Origin of the sequence: Pseudoalteromonas sp. NZS127_1 (assembly GCF_015864295.1) — a bacterium.
In the GTDB taxonomy this organism is placed as follows: domain Bacteria; phylum Pseudomonadota; class Gammaproteobacteria; order Enterobacterales; family Alteromonadaceae; genus Pseudoalteromonas; species Pseudoalteromonas arctica.
This window is the reverse complement of sequence record NZ_JADYXO010000001.1, coordinates 347,887-363,590: the sequence shown is the minus strand read 5'-3', so window position 1 is coordinate 363,590 and position 15,704 is coordinate 347,887. Positions and strand designations below refer to the sequence as shown.

Genomic DNA, 15,704 nt, shown 5'->3' with positions numbered 1-15,704 from the left:
GAAACAATGCTATCTGTAAGTCAGTTGTCTATAGATTATGGCAGTAACCGCGTAGTAAGCGATTTAAACTTATCGCTGGGTGAAAACGAAATCCTTATGCTTGTAGGGCCAACAGGTTGTGGTAAAAGTACAATTTTACAAGCCCTTGCTGGCCTTATACCTATTAGCGAAGGCGAAATAAACACGGGTAAATGGCGCGCTACACCCAAATTAACACTACCTCCTGAAAAACGCAGTGTAGGTATGGTGTTTCAAGATTTTGCGTTATTTCCGCACTTAACCGTACAGCAAAACATTTGCTTTAGATTAAAAGATACAGCCCCTGCTGAGTATTGGATAAACCTACTTGGACTGAGCGATTTTAGAGATAAAAAACCAGCAACGCTTTCTGGCGGACAAAAGCAACGTGTTGCACTTGCGCGCACCCTTGCCCACCAACCTGATTTTGTATTGCTTGATGAGCCGCTTTCAAACTTAGATGCCGCCCTTAAAGACATGCTTCGTTGGGACATTAGAAACGCACTTAAAGCCGCTGGCGTACCGGCGATTTGGGTAACACACGACCAAGAAGAAGCACTCTCAGTTGGCGATCGTGTTGGTATACTTAAAGGCGGCAAAATTCAGCAAATCGATACACCCGAGCGCTGCTTTAGTACCCCAAATAATCGCTTTGTGGCACGCTTTTTAGGTGAAGCCAGCTTTATTAGCGGCCAATTTAGCCAAGGACAAGCCACTACCTCAATTGGTAATGCTCCCGCTCATGGCGTTGACTGTGAAAGTGGCGACGTTGATGTACTACTTCGACCAGATGATGTGTTACTTGTACAAAGCAGTGTTGGCAATAACGGCGAAGTAATTTGGGTACGTTTTGAAGGTGGCAGCCGCTTGTGCGCTGTAAAACTTGCGTGCTCTACGGTTGTAACTAGCCGAGTAAGCCATGAAGTTGTGGTAAACCCTGGCGACGAAGTGCATGTATCACTAAGTACCTCGCACCCATTAGCGGTTTATAAATCTATAGACTGATTAAAATATTGATGTAGGCATTAATTTAAACATTAATACCTACATCAATACTTACTATTTAGACCCAAAATTCAGTTTAAATACGTTCCCCGTTAAAACCCTATCTCGCTTAAAACTAATACTTTTTACCTTTAAAAAACTCACTATAGTCAATAAACAACAATAATATGCAGGTTAAATTATGAACCTCTTGCTATTAATCAGCTGTTGCTGTTTACTGAACAAAGATTAATGTTAAACAGTTCCTCTCAGATATCACTTATCAGGTTACGCCTTTTATATTAGTTAAAACCACACACAAACATTGAAACACATTATTAAGCATTGCTTTTAGCTAACGAATTATAAAAATAAAGCTATATTCAAGTATTGCTGAACCTTAATTATCCTTTAAACGTTTATAAAATTGTTCAGCCCTTAATGGTACAAAGGATCTAGATAGTGAATAAAATAAGTACCAAGAAAGAACTCTTAGAATACTCCGAAAGTATTGTAAACACGGTTCGAGAACCACTGATTGTTTTAGACCAACATTTAAGAGTAGTTACAGCAAGCCGCTCATTTTATGAATTTTTTCGCGCTAACCATAAAGACACTGTCGGGAAACTAATATACAACCTTGGTAATAATCAATGGAACATTCCTAAGCTTCGTGAATTATTAGAAACCATATTGCCTCAAAAAACGAGTTTTGATGATTATAAAGTTGAGCACAATTTTAAAACAATTGGTTGGCGTACAATGCTGCTCAACGCAAGGCAAATTAAACGTACTCAGTCAAAAGATCGTATTATTTTATTGTCTATCGAGGACATTACTGAACGTAACGCGATTCAAGAAGGACTCGTAAAAGCGAATAAAGAGCTAGAAGTGCTAACGAGTGACTTGGAAAGTGCTGCTCGAGTTAAATCAGAGTTTTTAGCAAATATGTCGCATGAACTGAGAACCCCACTTAATTCTATAAATGGTTTTTCTGAGGTGCTCTACGATGAAACATTTGGCACTTTAAATGACAAACAAAAACAGTATGTTAAAAATGTATTGGTGAGCGGCAAACATTTACTGTTACTTATTAATGAAATACTGGATATGGCAAAGATTGAAGCAGGCAAAATGAGTCTCACCATCTCTCATTTGCCGATACGCCAAGTATTGCACGAAATTACAGGGCTTACAGCAGATACAGCTAACCAGAAAAAATTGAATATGTGTCTTGATATTGCTGATGACTTGCCACCAATTGAAGCTGACTCCCTTAAGGTTAAACAGATACTTTATAATTTGCTTTCAAATGCAGTGAAGTTTACACCCGATGAGGGTCAAATTGGCGTTAAAACACGACATACTGATACAGAAATAGAAATAATAATTTGGGATACGGGTATAGGTATTGCTGCTGAAAATATGGAAAAAATATTTGAAGGTTTTTTCCGTATAGAAACCCCCTATTCTAGATTAACAGAAGGTACAGGACTTGGGCTGCCAATCGCAAAAAGTCTAGTAAAGTTGCATGGAGGCGAGTTTGTTATTGAATCTGAAGGTGTTAATAAAGGCACATCGGTTCGTATAACTTTGCCAATTAAACAAAAGTCTGTGGTAAAGCATAATGAAAACCAAAATAGTTATAGTTGATGATAATGCGAATAACCTATTGCTAGAGGAAGATCTTTTACTCATGGCAAATTTTGAAGTATTCACTGCTATGAATGCAAGAGATGCGCTTTTAACAATAAAGCGTGAGACTCCAAAAATTATTATATTAGATGTCCAACTCCCAGATATGTCTGGAACAGAGGTTGCGAAAATTTTGCGTGATGAAAAAGAAACTGCAGATATTCCTATTGTTTTTGTTACCGCTTCTGTTTTACCCGCAGATATAGACCAATTACTGTGTATACCTAACAGTGCGTATATTTCTAAGCCTATAGATACACGCACGTTTGCTCAACAAATAAGTTTATATATAAAGTAATGACTACAATTATTTAAACCTTGATACACAGGAACAGTTAATGAAAGATAGCCCTTTAATTTTGGTTGTAGATGACAACCTTCAAAATATAGAACTCATGCAAGCTTATCTTGAACCCAAGGGATATAAAACAGTAACAGCGACTGGCGGGCAACAAGCATTAGATATCTTAGCACAACAACCTGTAGACCTTATTTTACTTGATATAATGATGCCCGGTATGAACGGTTTTGAAGTAACACGCCGTGTTAGAGAAGACGCCCTATTAAAGCTATTACCTATCGTCCTTATTACTGCTTTAAGAGAGACAAAAGAGCGAGTTAAAGGGATTGATGCTGGTTGCGATGATTTTATTACAAAGCCTGTAGATAAAAACGAGCTATTATCGCGCGTTAAGTCCCTTCTTAAGATTAAAGACTATAACGATTTAAGAACAAATTATCAGAGACAATTAGAAGCTGAAGTCGAGCAAAGAACGCAATCTTTAAAACAAGCAATGCAAAGCCTAAAAAACGCATCGCTTGAAACAATAAATAGATTAACCAAAGCCGCTGAATATAAAGATGAAGAAACAGGTGCGCATATTCAACGAATGAGCTTATATTCTGAAGCCGTCGCGCGTAGTATTGGGTTAGATGAAACAACCGTTGAAAATATCTTATTTTCGGCATCTATGCACGACCTTGGTAAAATCTCAACGCCTGACCATATTTTGCTAAAAGCTGGTCAATTAGATGCAGCAGAATGGGAAATAATGAAGCAGCATACTGTTGTAGGCGCTAATATACTTTCAGGCTCTGACTCAGAAGTTATTAAGCTAGGCGAAATTATTGCCCGCTCACATCACGAAAAATGGGACGGCTCTGGTTATCCTGATGGTTTAAAAGGTAATGACATCCCTATTGCAGCACGTGTGGTTGCAATTGCTGATGTGTTTGATGCTCTTTCGTCAAAGCGACCTTATAAAAAATCATTTTCACAAGAGAAAACATTTGCCATTATTAAAGAAGGAAGTGGAAATCACTTTGATCCCGCAGTAGTAGATGCTTTTTTTGCAGTTCAAGAAGAGATTTTAGCAATTAAACAAAAGTATGCTGAAAAGTAACACGTCCATAATTAATTAGAGAAAACCCAATGAACGGACCAAACCCCAATAATCCTTCACCAATGGAAGGTTTTCCTCAAGTAGGCTTTTTATATTTGACTATAGAACAATAAATACGCTGCTAGATATAGCTTGGTGGGATTGGAGCAATGAAAAAATCACTGCTCATTTAAATACTATAACTCAAAATAATTTAGACGTGCAGTCTAAAATTTAGCACTACCACTCAAACATGTAGGCCATTTTGCTTATTGTTTTAAGCGGGACATTATGCGAGTTACGTTTAGCATATAAGTGCTGCATTGACTTGTCTTTCACTTCACCCACTATCACTTCTTTTACTTGATAGCCTAAAGCAATAGCGGCTTGCGAGTACGCTATAAATTCCCACTTTTTAATATTGGTATTATCTACAATTACCAATGGCATATTTTGAGCAAGTGCATTTATAAAACGCGCTAAGTTTAAATTATGAAATTGCGACAATTTAAATTTATCGAAATGATATTCGCCCTGCTCGTTAATAAAGTAATCATCAGTTGAGCAGATTAGGTATTGGCTTTCGTCAACTCCACCTAATTCGTCAGCAAGGCTTTGCGCATAATAAGACTTACCACTTCCTGGTAGTCCTCGTAAAATAAAAACTTGTTTCATAGCATCGATTTTTTAAGTGTGAATAAATATTAATTTAATTTGTGTGTTAATAATGCCACAAAATCATTAAATTTAAGAGTAACAAATAACAATAGTGGCAATTAAACGCTAAAAACTGTTTAAAAATAAACCGCATGCATAAAAACTTTTAAAGAGTTGCCCACAATAGTTTTTTTATTCAACTTTACTAGGTAAGATACAGGGTTCAAGTGCAGCGCCGTTTATGTGCAATTTATGCCACAGTGCTGCGCACAGTTAAAATAAAATAGTTAGGCAACTTATATCATTGGAGTGAAGATGAGCCATTTAGCGATTTCAGAGCTATTAAAAGGCAATGTTGCGGTAGACAGCCAAGTAACAATTAAGGGCTGGATCCGTACTCGCCGCGATTCAAAAGCAGGAATTTCATTTTTAGCCGTTCATGACGGTTCGTGTTTTGATCCTATTCAAGCGGTAGTTCCTAATTCACTGAATAATTATGATGAAGTTACTAGCTTAACAGCCGGTTGTTCTGTGTCGGTTACTGGTGTTTTAGTGCAATCTGCTGGCCAAGGTCAGTCTTTCGAAATTCAAGCTAATACTGTGACTGTATTAGGTTGGGTAGAAAACCCAGATTCTTACCCAATGTCGGCAAAGCGCCATAGCATTGAGTACTTACGTGAGCACGCTCACCTTCGCCCTCGTACAAATATGATTGGCGCGGTAACACGTGTACGTAACTGTTTAGCACAAGCTATTCACCGTTTTTATCACGAGCAAGGCTTTTACTGGATCAGCACGCCAATCATTACGGCAAGTGACTGTGAAGGTGCTGGCGAAATGTTCCGTGTATCTACGCTTGATATGCAAAACTTACCGCTTACAGACAAAGGCGAAGTTGATTACAGCGAAGATTTCTTCGGTAAAGAAGCATTCCTTACTGTATCTGGCCAGTTAAATGGCGAAACTTACGCGTCTGCAATGTCAAAAATTTACACGTTTGGCCCAACATTCCGTGCAGAGAATTCAAATACATCACGCCACCTTGCAGAATTTTGGATGGTAGAGCCTGAAGTTGCGTTTGCTGATTTAGAAGACATCGCAAAACTTGCTGAAAATATGCTTAAGTATGTGTTTAAAGCCGTACTTGAAGAGCGCCGTGATGACATGGAATTTTTTGCACAACGTGTAGAAAAAACCGCAATTACGCGTTTAGAAGAATTTGTAGAAAAAGACTTCGCGCAGGTAAATTACACTGAAGCAGTAGAGATCCTTAAAAACTGTGGTAAAAAGTTTGAGTACGCTGTTGAATGGGGTGTAGATTTACAGTCTGAGCACGAGCGTTACTTAGCTGAAGAGCACTTTAAAGCACCGGTAGTTATTAAAAACTACCCACGTGATATTAAAGCATTCTACATGCGCCAAAACGAAGACGGTAAGACCGTTGCCGCAATGGACATTGTAGCACCAGGTATTGGTGAGATCATTGGTGGTTCACAACGTGAAGAACGCCTTGATGTACTTGATGCACGCTTAGAAGAAATGGGCTTAAACAAAGAAGATTACAGCTGGTACCGCGATCTACGTAAATACGGTAGCGTGCCGCACTCAGGCTTTGGTTTAGGCTTTGAACGCTTAGTTGCTTATGTAACAGGTATGGGCAACGTACGTGACGTTATTGCCTTCCCTCGTACTAAAGGCAGCGCAACTTACTAATACTAAGTTAGCCGTTTATAAATACTAAAAACCAGCCAATTGGCTGGTTTTTTTGTGTCTTTGATTTACCGAATAAAAAAGCCGCAGCACTCAAAGAGCACCACGGCTTTCAACCAGAATAAATTTTGCTTAATTAAGCGCTATAAAGCACTTTCGAGCTGTGGCAGTACTTCAAATAAGTCAGCCACTAACCCGTAATCTGCAACTTGAAAAATAGGTGCGTCAGGGTCTTTATTAATCGCGACAATTACTTTTGAGTCTTTCATACCGGCTAAATGCTGAATAGCACCGCTAATCCCTACTGCAATGTATAAATTAGGCGCTACAATTTTACCGGTTTGCCCTACTTGCATATCGTTAGGTACAAAGCCTGCGTCAACTGCTGCGCGCGACGCACCAATGGCTGCTCCCAATTTGTCGGCAATACCATTAAGTAGTGCAAAGTTTTCACCGTTTTGCATACCGCGACCACCCGATATAACCACAGTGGCAGCCGTAAGTTCAGGTCGTTCAGACTCTGTTTGTTCAACACTTACAAAGCTACTTAATTGCGAATCAGACACTGTATCAATGCTTGTTATAGCAGCAGCTGATTGCTCACCTTGTAAATCAAAGCTACTGGCACGTACGGTAATTACTTTTTTACTGTCGAGTGATTTAACCGTGGCGATTGCATTACCTGCATAAATTGGACGTTTAAATGTATCGGCGTCCACTACTGCGATAATTTCAGAAATTTGCGCAACATCTAATAACGCAGCAACACGTGGCATAAAGTTTTTGCCTGTTGTCGTTGCACTTGCAACAATGTGGCTGTAGGTGTCGCTAAGCGATAAAACTAAATCGGTCATGCTCTCAGCTAACTGATGTTCATAAACGCTATTATCGGCAACTAAAACATTAGCTACGCCATCAATGCTGGCCACTTGTGAGCTCATTGCGCTTAGGCTGTTCCCTGCAATAAGCACATCAACAGGAAAACCTATTTTTACTGCAGCGTTAATCGTTTTTGAGGTTTCTGGTTTTAAGGCACCGTTGTCGTGCTCTGCAATTACGAGTGTTTTCATTTAAATCACCTTTGCCTCTGTTTTTAATTTTTCTACAAGCTGTGCAACGTCTTCAACAATAATTCCTGCGGTACGTTTAGCTGGCTCTTCTACACTTATTAATTGAATACGCGGTGTTAAATCAACACCAAGCGAATCAGCTGCTATTACTTCAAGCGGCTTACGTTTGGCTTTCATAATATTTGGCAGTGATGCGTAACGAGGCTCGTTTAAGCGCAAATCAGTTGTAACAACCGCCGGTAAATTAAGTGCTACCGTTTGCAGGCCCCCATCAACTTCGCGGGTCACGTTTACTTTGCCATTTTCAATAACAACCTTGGATGCAAATGTACCCTGCCCACGATTAGTAAGCGCAGCAAGCATTTGACCTGTTTGATTATTATCTGAATCGATTGACTGTTTACCTAAAATTATAAGTTCAGGAGACTCTTGCTCAACAATTTTAGCCAAGAGCTTTGCAATATGGAGTGACTCGAGCTTTTCATCGGTTTCGATGTGAATGGCTTTGTCGGCACCCAGTGCTAATGCTGTGCGTAATTGCTCTTGCGATGCTTTAGGACCAATAGTAACAGCAATAACTTCACTGGCTGTACCAGCTTCTTTAAGGCGAATGGCTTCTTCTATGGCAATTTCACAAAACGGATTCATTGCCATTTTTACGTTAGTTAAATCAACGTCGCTGTTATCACTTTTAACGCGTGCTTTTACGTTGTAATCAATCACTCTTTTTATTGGTACGAGAACTTTCATAGGAACTCCATAATTATTTAAACCTACAAGGTAACGTGCACGTCAACTTATTTATTTTATGAAATTAGACTACTTCCTGTTGACGTAAACGTCAACCTAAAATAACCTTTAACTATTCACAGTCTGTAACGTTTAATTTGCAAGGTTAAAAATAGGCTGTACACCTTATTTAAATGCGTAGTAAACATTCGAATAAGTCCGTCATAGATAAAGAGGTTATTATGGTCGAACGTGAAACCATGGAATTTGATGTAGTAATTGTTGGCGCTGGCCCTGCGGGGCTTTCAAGTGCAATTAAACTCGCGCAACTAGCACAAGAAAAACAACAAGAGTGCATGATTTGCGTAGTCGAAAAAGGTTCTGAAGTGGGTGCACATGTACTCTCTGGTGCTGTTTTTGAAACCAAAGCTTTGGATGAACTGCTACCAAATTGGCAGGAGCTTGGCGCACCGGTTACAACCAAAGTAACCAACGATGAAATTTATTGGTTTAATAACGAGCAAAAAGCGACATCAATCCCCCACTTTGCTACGCCAAAAACATTTCATAATGATGGTAACTACATTGTATCTATGGGTAATGTATGTCGATGGCTAGCAGAGCAAGCTGAAAGCTTAGGCGTAGAGATTTTTCCAGGATTTAGTGCTCACTCTTTAATAATTGAAGATAAAGCAGTAAAAGGGATTATTACTGGCGATATGGGTGTCGACAAAGACGGTAATGAAAAAGACGGTTACATGCCAGGTATGGAGCTTCGTGCAAAATACACCATATTTGCAGAAGGCTGCCGAGGTCATTTAGGTAAGCAGCTAATTAATGAGTTTGCACTTGATGCAGATTCATCGCCGCAGCATTACGGTTTAGGCTTTAAAGAAATTTGGCAAATTGATGAAAGTAAGCATGAGCTTGGCAAAGTTGTTCATGGTACAGGTTGGCCACTTAGCGGCGATACTAATGGTGGTGCATTTATGTATCACAGTGAAAACAACCAAGTTGTTGTTGGATTGATTATTGATTTAAATTACTCGAACCCACATTTAAGCCCGTTCGATGAGTTTCAGCGAATGAAGCACCATCCAGTATTTAAAGACGTACTAGAAGGTGGCGAACGTATTGCTTACGGCGCACGTGCTATTGCTAAAGGTGGCTTGCATTCATTACCAAAAATGCATTTTGCGGGTGGCTTAATTGTTGGTTGTGATGCAGGCACACTTAACTTTGCAAAAATCAAAGGTAATCACACTGCAATGAAATCGGGAATGATTGCCGCTGAGGTTATTTTTGAAGCATTGCAAAATGAGTTGGCAAATACCGATTTAACTCATTATCAAACTGCGTTTGAGAAATCGTGGGCATATAAAGAGTTATATCAATCTCGTAACTTTGGCCCTGCAATGCACAAACTCGGTAAGTTTATAGGGGGTGCGTATAACACGCTTGATCAAAACATTTTTAATGGTGGTTTACCCTTTACGTTTAAAGATAATACGCCCGATCATTCAACCCTTGTTGATGCTAACGCCGCTGACAAAATAGCGTACCCAAAGCCAGATGGACACCTTAGCTTTGATAAACTCTCAAGTGTGTTTTTATCAAATACTAACCACGAAGAATCACAGCCTTGTCATTTAAAGCTCAAAGATGCGTCAATTCCTATTAACGTAAACCTAGTTAAATTTGATGAACCCGCACAACGTTATTGCCCAGCAGGCGTTTACGAAGTACAAGAAATAGGAGGCAATAAAGAGTTTGTTATTAACGCCCAAAACTGTGTGCACTGTAAAACCTGCGATATTAAAGACCCAAGCCAAAACATTACTTGGGTAACCCCAGAAGGTGCTGGTGGGCCAAACTACCCTAATATGTAACTAAATTATGCGTTATATACACATATAATCACTTTTTTTACATATAAATTATAAACATATCCTAAATTGCAGGGGCTTCGGCCCCTTTTTTACGTTATGCTAATAGTAGTTTTAATAATAAGAGTGTTATCTATGCCGTCGTCAAAAGTTGTTTTTCGTTTTTTAGCAGAGCCTACCGATGTTAATTTTGGTGGTAAAGTTCATGGTGGGGCCGTCATGAAATGGATTGACCAAGCAGGCTATGCATGTGCTGCGGGTTGGAGTGGTCACTACTGCGTAACGGTTTCGGTTGCGGGTGTTAAATTTAGACGCCCTATTCTAGTAGGTCAAATAGTCGAAGTAGAAGCTAAAATTGCCCATACGGGTAGAAGTAGCATGCAAATATTTATACAAGTGCGTTGTGGCGATCCAAAAACACAAAATATGGTTGAAACAAATCATTGTGTTATCAGCTTTATTGCAATGGATGAAACGGGCTACCCAATAGAAGTGCCTTCGTTTAAAGCTGTAACAGAAGAAGATATTAAATTAGAAAATTACGCTATAAAAATGAAAGAAATAGCAATTGAAACAGAAAACTTGCTTCATACAGTGTAATTACTAGTTTAAATAAAGTCAGGCTATGTAAAAAACTCATTATACTTTGTAAAAGATACAACTTATTTTAGAGTACTCAATTACACAAAAGTTCACTTTGATTATAAAACACGCTAAATACCGTAAAAACCAATACAAAAGAATTAATTAAGGCGTGTTTTTAATTCATTTTAATATTGGCACGCTCGCTGCAAGTAGATAATTGAAGTTTGATTAATGAAATCAAGCATTTGATTATTTTTTGTAAAGGAGCTATTCAATGATTAAAACACTTTCTCTTTCAGCTATTGCACTAGCAACACTGGGTTTTAACTCTGCAGCACACGCTGACATTTCTGATTTCGATTCTCCACGTATTTATACTGGTATCGGTTACGGTCAATATTCTTTTGAATTTGAAGACAGTGACAACGACACTGACTTTGACGACGATGCACAAATGCTTAAGGGTTACGTTGGTGCACAATTTAACGAGTACTTAAGCTTAGAGCTTGCTTATCAAAACTTTGATGAAGTAAGTGATATAGACAGCAAAGCTGAAATTGATGGCGTATCGCTTGCCGCACGTTTGGGCTACCCTATAACAGAAAGCTTTTCTGTGTATGCAAAAGGCGGTTGGCTTGAATGGGATGCAGATTACACACAAGATTTACCAGTAGGTGGCGTATCAGCGTCTACAGATGGTGGTGATGCATTTTACGGCGCTGGTATTGAATACGCGCTTACAACAAATGTACAATTTCGTTTAGAGTATGAGCGTTATAAACTTGATGACGACATTGACCCAGATATGGATGTAGCGTCTGTATCAGTTCAATACATGTTTTAATTAGTCTTTAGCATGTATAAAAGGTAAGCCCAAGGGCTTACCTTTTTTGTTTTAGGCTCTTTTTAAATATTAATATAAACCAATCAGTTCAATAAAAAACTTTAAACCGTTTGGTCTATAATGCCAAGTGCATTAAATAATTGTTCTATTGTAGCACTAAGAAAATAGCGCAATAACAAGGCAAAATTATAATATATAGTTGTTATCACTAATCGCTCCCTGCATTGTTCTACCTCCTGCATCCATGCAGTCAACTATGAATAATTCCTAACAAAGTAAGTGCGCTATTTAATGCAGTAGAATAATCATATTTTTAATAAAATTGGTATACGCAATAAACTTGCTTACATTAATGCCATAAATGCTAAATGCGGGTAGAATAGCGCTCTATTTTATTTGTACCCGAGTACTATGAGCGATTACACCATTTCGGCTATTGGCCACATTCAATCTCCTTATAAACAAAAGTTTGCTATACCTAGGCAACCACGTTTAGTGCCACAAGCTAAAGCAAAGCTTATATTTGCCCCCGATTTTAATCGCGAAGAGTTTGTACGTGGTTTAGATGAATTTACTCATATTTGGTTGTTATTTCGTTTTCATGGAACAGCTGATAAAGGTTATTCTGCTATGGTGCGCCCGCCTCGTTTGGGTGGCAATGAGCGAAAAGGTGTATTTGCGACCCGTGCTACATTCAGACCAAACGCAATTGGAATGAGCGCCGTAAAACTTGAAGGTATTGAATATAAAAACGGACAACTTAGCTTATTACTCGCTGGCATTGATTTACTTGATGGCACACCGATTATTGACATAAAACCGTATTTGCCGTATTCAGACTCTATGCCTGATGCAAGTGCTGGCTTTGCTGACACGCGCCCTGAAACACAAATGACGGTTGAATTTAGCCCTCAGGCAATTGAGTTTGTTAATGCCCAAACACAATACCCAGACTTACATGATTTTATAGCCAATGTTTTAAAACAAGATCCTCGCCCTGCTTATAAAAAACAAAAAGAAGAAATGCAAAGCTACGGGATGACTCTCTATGACTTTAATATTCGCTGGCAGGTTAATGATGCACATAACTTAGTAACAAGCATAGAAAAAAACTAAATAACTCACTTAGCGCTTTAGTGTAAAAGCATCCGCTGGTAAACTTAAGCTCTATTAAAAGAATATAATTACTCTATTTCGGAAAAAACATGCGTACAAGCCAATATATACTCGCAACACTTAAAGAAACGCCATCAGATGCTGAAATCGTATCGCATCAGTTAATGCTTAGAGCCGGTATGATCCGTCGCGTCGCTTCGGGTTTATACACTTGGTTACCCTCTGGTTTACGCGTGCTACGTAAAGTAGAAAACATTGTACGTGAAGAGATGGACAAAGCGGGTGCAATTGAAATGCTAATGCCTGTTATTCAACCTGCTGATTTGTGGGAAGAGTCTGGCCGTTGGAATGAATTTGGTCCTGAGCTTATGCGCTTTACAGACCGTCATAACCGTACGTTTGCACTTGGCCCAACACACGAAGAAGTAATAACTGATTTCGTACGTAAAGAAATAAGCAGCTACAAGCAATTACCAGTTACTTTATACCAAGTACAAACTAAAGTACGCGACGAACGTCGTCCTCGCTTTGGTGTAATGCGTGCTCGTGAGTTTACAATGAAAGATGCCTACTCTTTTCACTTAAGTGAAGAGTGTTTAGATGCGACTTATCAAGCGATGCACAAAGCATATTGTAATATTTTTGAGCGTTTAGGCCTTGATTACCGCCCTGTTATAGCCGATACAGGCTCTATTGGTGGTAGCGTATCGCACGAGTTTCATGTACTTGCTGAGTCGGGCGAAGATGCAATCGCGTTTAGTGATGGCAGTGATTACGCCGCTAATATTGAAAAAGCAGAAGCACTGGCACCAAGCGAGCCTCGCCCTGAAGCATCAAAAGAGCTTAAAGCGTTTCCAACTCCTGACGCTAAAACGATTAACGAGCTTAAAAAACACTACGGTGTTAAGCCACATCGCGGTGTTAAAACGTTAATTGTTTATGGTACGCCTGATGAAAACGAAGTACGCGGTTTAGTAGCTTTAGTACTGCGTGGCGATCACGAATTAAATGAACTAAAAGCTGAAAAGCACCCATTAGTAGACTCTCCGCTTGAAATGGCAACAGAGGCAGATATTGTTGCTGCTATTGGCGCAAAACCTGGCTCATTAGGTCCTGTCGGCTTATCAATGCCTATTATTGTTGATAGAGCAGCTAACATACTTGCTGATTTTGTTGCCGGTGCAAATAAAGACGACGAGCATTACAGCGGTATTAACTGGGATCGTGACGTAACTGATTACGAAGTTGCTGATATTCGTAATATTGTTGAAGGCGATGTGAGCCCATGTGGCCAAGGCGTTTTACAAATTAAACGTGGTATTGAAGTAGGTCATATTTTTCAACTTGGCACTAAATACTCAGAAGCGATGAAAGCGGGTGTATTAAACGAAGGTGGTAAAAACCAAACCATGACTATGGGTTGTTACGGTATTGGTGTTTCACGTATTGTTGCTGCTGCTATTGAGCAGAACAACGATCAATACGGGATCATTTGGCCAAAATCAATCGCGCCATTCGATTTAGCAATTGTTCCAATGAACATGCACAAATCGCATCGTATTCCTGATATTGCAAATAACCTTTACCAAGGTTTAAAAGATGCAGGTCTTGATGTGTTATTTGATGACCGTAAAGAGCGCCCTGGTGTTATGTTTAACGATATGGAACTCATTGGTGTGCCATTTACGCTAGTAATTGGTGAGCGTAACCTTGACGAAAACAAAATTGAGCTTAAAAACCGCCGTACAGGTGAAAAGCTAATGATTGATATCGATACAGCAATTGATGCAATTAAAGCAGCCGTTAAAGGTTAAGCTAAAAATACTTATAAGTAATTTTAAAACCGCTTTTTAAAAGCGGTTTTTTTATATCTAAATTTTACATGTGTCATTTAGCTTTAGTATTACTGTCGTATAATTGTCATTTTTATTCCCTAAAGTATTTAACCTGAACTCTGGATAATAAATCTATCTCGAGCAGCTATTTTCAGCGCTAACTGCGTTGAATTTACTTGCAATAGGCTCGCTATTGACGCGTAAATTCGCCTTGTTTTCACTGAAAATCTCTGGCTAGAGAAAATAAATTTAAATATCACCATGATTCAATACCTTAGTAAATCTCTTAACCAGAGTTCAGGTTATTTAACTATTACACTCGATACTTTAGGGAATGAAAATGAGTAATGGCGCAAACACTAAGAAGCAACACTACCCTGCTATTTGGATATCTGATGTTCATTTAGGTTACAAAGACTGTAAAGCAGATTACTTACTCGATTTTTTAAACTCGGTAGAATCCGACACACTTTATTTAGTGGGTGATATTATTGATTTATGGTCAATGAAACGTCAGTTTTATTGGCACCCTTCGCATTATCAAGTATTAAACTCTATACAAAAAAAAGCAGCTAGCGGTACACGCGTCATTTATATTCCCGGTAATCATGACGAAACGTTTAGAAACTATATAAATCAAACGTTATTTGGTATTGAAATCCACCAGCAATTTATTCACACCACTAAAGCTAATAAACGTTTTTTACTCGTACACGGTGATGACTTTGATTCCGCGACACGCTATAACAAACTTATTAGTATCGCAGGTGATGCAGGGTACGACTTTTTATTATTTTTAAACCGCTGGACCAATCGTATTCGAAAGCTATTTGGTGGTAATTACTACTCGCTTGCATCATGGATAAAAGCTCGCGTACACAAAGCACGTGAAGCAATTAAAGCCTTCGAAGATGCCGCAATTCATGAAGCTAAAAAGCAAAACGTAGACGGTATTATTTGTGGACACATTCATCATCCCAAAATAAAAGTAGATGACGGAATTATGTATTGTAACGATGGAGACTGGATTGAGAGTTGTACGGCGCTGGTAGAGCAGCAAGATGGAAAAATTGAATTACTACATTGGTCAGACACACAAACCGTACTCGATAGCGCCGACATAACAAGGTTAAATATATCAACGGATGCTAAACCAAAAAAATCAGCTGCATAAGCAGCTGATTCTCATCTAA

At 38.9% G+C, this 15,704-nt stretch carries 14 protein-coding genes; 11 read left to right on the top strand and 3 right to left on the bottom strand.

Annotation, left to right across the window (positions count from 1 at the left end; all coding sequences use genetic code 11):
• Positions 1–6 precede the first annotated feature (6 nt).
• The 4 genes from I6F50_RS01475 (at position 7) to I6F50_RS01460 (ending at position 4,100) form a co-directional block, all read left to right on the top strand.
• Entirely contained in the window at positions 7–1,023 is a 1,017-nt protein-coding gene (locus tag I6F50_RS01475; RefSeq protein ID WP_197119336.1) for an ABC transporter ATP-binding protein, read from the top strand.
• A 441-nt stretch (positions 1,024–1,464) separates the two neighbouring features.
• Positions 1,465–2,655 carry a HAMP domain-containing sensor histidine kinase gene (locus tag I6F50_RS20470; protein ID WP_010552739.1) on the top strand — a complete coding sequence of 397 codons (1,191 nt, stop codon included), beginning with the start codon at positions 1,465–1,467 and terminating at the stop codon, positions 2,653–2,655.
• Positions 2,630–2,995 carry a response regulator gene (locus tag I6F50_RS01465; protein ID WP_010552738.1) on the top strand — a complete coding sequence of 122 codons (366 nt, stop codon included), beginning with the start codon at positions 2,630–2,632 and terminating at the stop codon, positions 2,993–2,995. Before I6F50_RS20470 ends, I6F50_RS01465 begins: the two co-directional genes overlap by 26 nt.
• Before the next feature lie 40 nt (positions 2,996–3,035).
• Positions 3,036–4,100 (top strand): HD domain-containing phosphohydrolase, encoded by a 1,065-nt coding sequence (locus I6F50_RS01460; RefSeq protein ID WP_197175135.1) that lies wholly within the window; start codon positions 3,036–3,038, stop codon positions 4,098–4,100.
• 219 nt (positions 4,101–4,319) lie between these two features.
• Here the strand turns inward: I6F50_RS01460 and I6F50_RS01455 are convergent, their stop codons facing one another.
• The gene (locus I6F50_RS01455; protein WP_166419606.1) at positions 4,320–4,754 is read right to left on the bottom strand and encodes an AAA family ATPase; all 435 of its coding nucleotides are present in this window, start codon (positions 4,752–4,754) and stop codon (positions 4,320–4,322) included.
• Between the two features lie 297 nt (positions 4,755–5,051).
• Here I6F50_RS01455 and asnS point away from each other — a divergent pair, with 297 nt between their 5' ends.
• Positions 5,052–6,449 carry an asparagine--tRNA ligase gene (gene asnS, locus I6F50_RS01450; RefSeq protein WP_024612616.1) on the top strand — a complete coding sequence of 466 codons (1,398 nt, stop codon included), beginning with the start codon at positions 5,052–5,054 and terminating at the stop codon, positions 6,447–6,449.
• Positions 6,450–6,589: 140 nt separating this feature from the next.
• On the opposite strand, the gene I6F50_RS01445 is transcribed toward asnS, so the two are convergent.
• Both I6F50_RS01445 and I6F50_RS01440 read right to left on the bottom strand, forming a co-directional pair.
• Complete coding sequence (locus I6F50_RS01445) at positions 6,590–7,516, bottom strand: electron transfer flavoprotein subunit alpha/FixB family protein (RefSeq protein WP_024589219.1); 927 nt, start codon at positions 7,514–7,516, stop codon at positions 6,590–6,592.
• Positions 7,517–8,266 (bottom strand): electron transfer flavoprotein subunit beta/FixA family protein, encoded by a 750-nt coding sequence (locus I6F50_RS01440; protein WP_165728683.1) that lies wholly within the window; start codon positions 8,264–8,266, stop codon positions 7,517–7,519.
• Positions 8,267–8,487: 221 nt separating this feature from the next.
• On the opposite strand from I6F50_RS01440, the gene I6F50_RS01435 reads away from it, so the two are divergent.
• The 6 genes from I6F50_RS01435 to I6F50_RS01410 all read left to right on the top strand — a co-directional run bounded on the left by I6F50_RS01435 (position 8,488) and on the right by I6F50_RS01410 (position 15,685).
• Positions 8,488–10,134: an electron transfer flavoprotein-ubiquinone oxidoreductase gene (locus tag I6F50_RS01435; RefSeq protein ID WP_165741278.1), complete on the top strand. Its 1,647-nt coding sequence runs from the start codon at positions 8,488–8,490 to the stop codon at positions 10,132–10,134.
• 132 nt (positions 10,135–10,266) lie between these two features.
• Positions 10,267–10,731 (top strand): acyl-CoA thioesterase, encoded by a 465-nt coding sequence (locus I6F50_RS01430; RefSeq protein ID WP_007586808.1) that lies wholly within the window; start codon positions 10,267–10,269, stop codon positions 10,729–10,731.
• A gap of 259 nt (positions 10,732–10,990) precedes the next feature.
• Positions 10,991–11,560, top strand: a complete 570-nt coding sequence (locus I6F50_RS01425; RefSeq protein ID WP_007586810.1) for an outer membrane beta-barrel protein — start codon at positions 10,991–10,993, stop codon at positions 11,558–11,560.
• A gap of 411 nt (positions 11,561–11,971) precedes the next feature.
• Positions 11,972–12,676 (top strand): tRNA (N6-threonylcarbamoyladenosine(37)-N6)-methyltransferase TrmO, encoded by a 705-nt coding sequence (tsaA, locus tag I6F50_RS01420; RefSeq protein ID WP_165741930.1) that lies wholly within the window; start codon positions 11,972–11,974, stop codon positions 12,674–12,676.
• Positions 12,677–12,765: 89 nt separating this feature from the next.
• The gene (locus tag I6F50_RS01415; RefSeq protein ID WP_197175134.1) at positions 12,766–14,490 is read left to right on the top strand and encodes a proline--tRNA ligase; all 1,725 of its coding nucleotides are present in this window, start codon (positions 12,766–12,768) and stop codon (positions 14,488–14,490) included.
• Between the two features lie 361 nt (positions 14,491–14,851).
• A complete protein-coding gene (locus I6F50_RS01410; RefSeq protein ID WP_165741799.1) occupies positions 14,852–15,685 on the top strand; it encodes a UDP-2,3-diacylglucosamine diphosphatase in 834 nt (277 codons plus the stop codon).
• The last annotated feature ends 19 nt before the right edge of the window (positions 15,686–15,704 follow it).

Coding starts and splice junctions, on each gene's coding strand:
- I6F50_RS01475 (WP_197119336.1), top strand. CDS start 7: ATGCTATCTGTAAGTCAGTTGTCTATAGATTATGGCAGTAACCGCGTA.
- I6F50_RS01465 (WP_010552738.1), top strand. CDS start 2,630: ATGAAAACCAAAATAGTTATAGTTGATGATAATGCGAATAACCTATTG.
- I6F50_RS01460 (WP_197175135.1), top strand. CDS start 3,036: ATGAAAGATAGCCCTTTAATTTTGGTTGTAGATGACAACCTTCAAAAT.
- I6F50_RS01455 (WP_166419606.1), bottom strand. CDS start 4,754: ATGAAACAAGTTTTTATTTTACGAGGACTACCAGGAAGTGGTAAGTCT.
- asnS (WP_024612616.1), top strand. CDS start 5,052: ATGAGCCATTTAGCGATTTCAGAGCTATTAAAAGGCAATGTTGCGGTA.
- I6F50_RS01445 (WP_024589219.1), bottom strand. CDS start 7,516: ATGAAAACACTCGTAATTGCAGAGCACGACAACGGTGCCTTAAAACCA.
- I6F50_RS01440 (WP_165728683.1), bottom strand. CDS start 8,266: ATGAAAGTTCTCGTACCAATAAAAAGAGTGATTGATTACAACGTAAAA.
- I6F50_RS01435 (WP_165741278.1), top strand. CDS start 8,488: ATGGTCGAACGTGAAACCATGGAATTTGATGTAGTAATTGTTGGCGCT.
- I6F50_RS01430 (WP_007586808.1), top strand. CDS start 10,267: ATGCCGTCGTCAAAAGTTGTTTTTCGTTTTTTAGCAGAGCCTACCGAT.
- I6F50_RS01425 (WP_007586810.1), top strand. CDS start 10,991: ATGATTAAAACACTTTCTCTTTCAGCTATTGCACTAGCAACACTGGGT.
- tsaA (WP_165741930.1), top strand. CDS start 11,972: ATGAGCGATTACACCATTTCGGCTATTGGCCACATTCAATCTCCTTAT.
- I6F50_RS01415 (WP_197175134.1), top strand. CDS start 12,766: ATGCGTACAAGCCAATATATACTCGCAACACTTAAAGAAACGCCATCA.
- I6F50_RS01410 (WP_165741799.1), top strand. CDS start 14,852: ATGAGTAATGGCGCAAACACTAAGAAGCAACACTACCCTGCTATTTGG.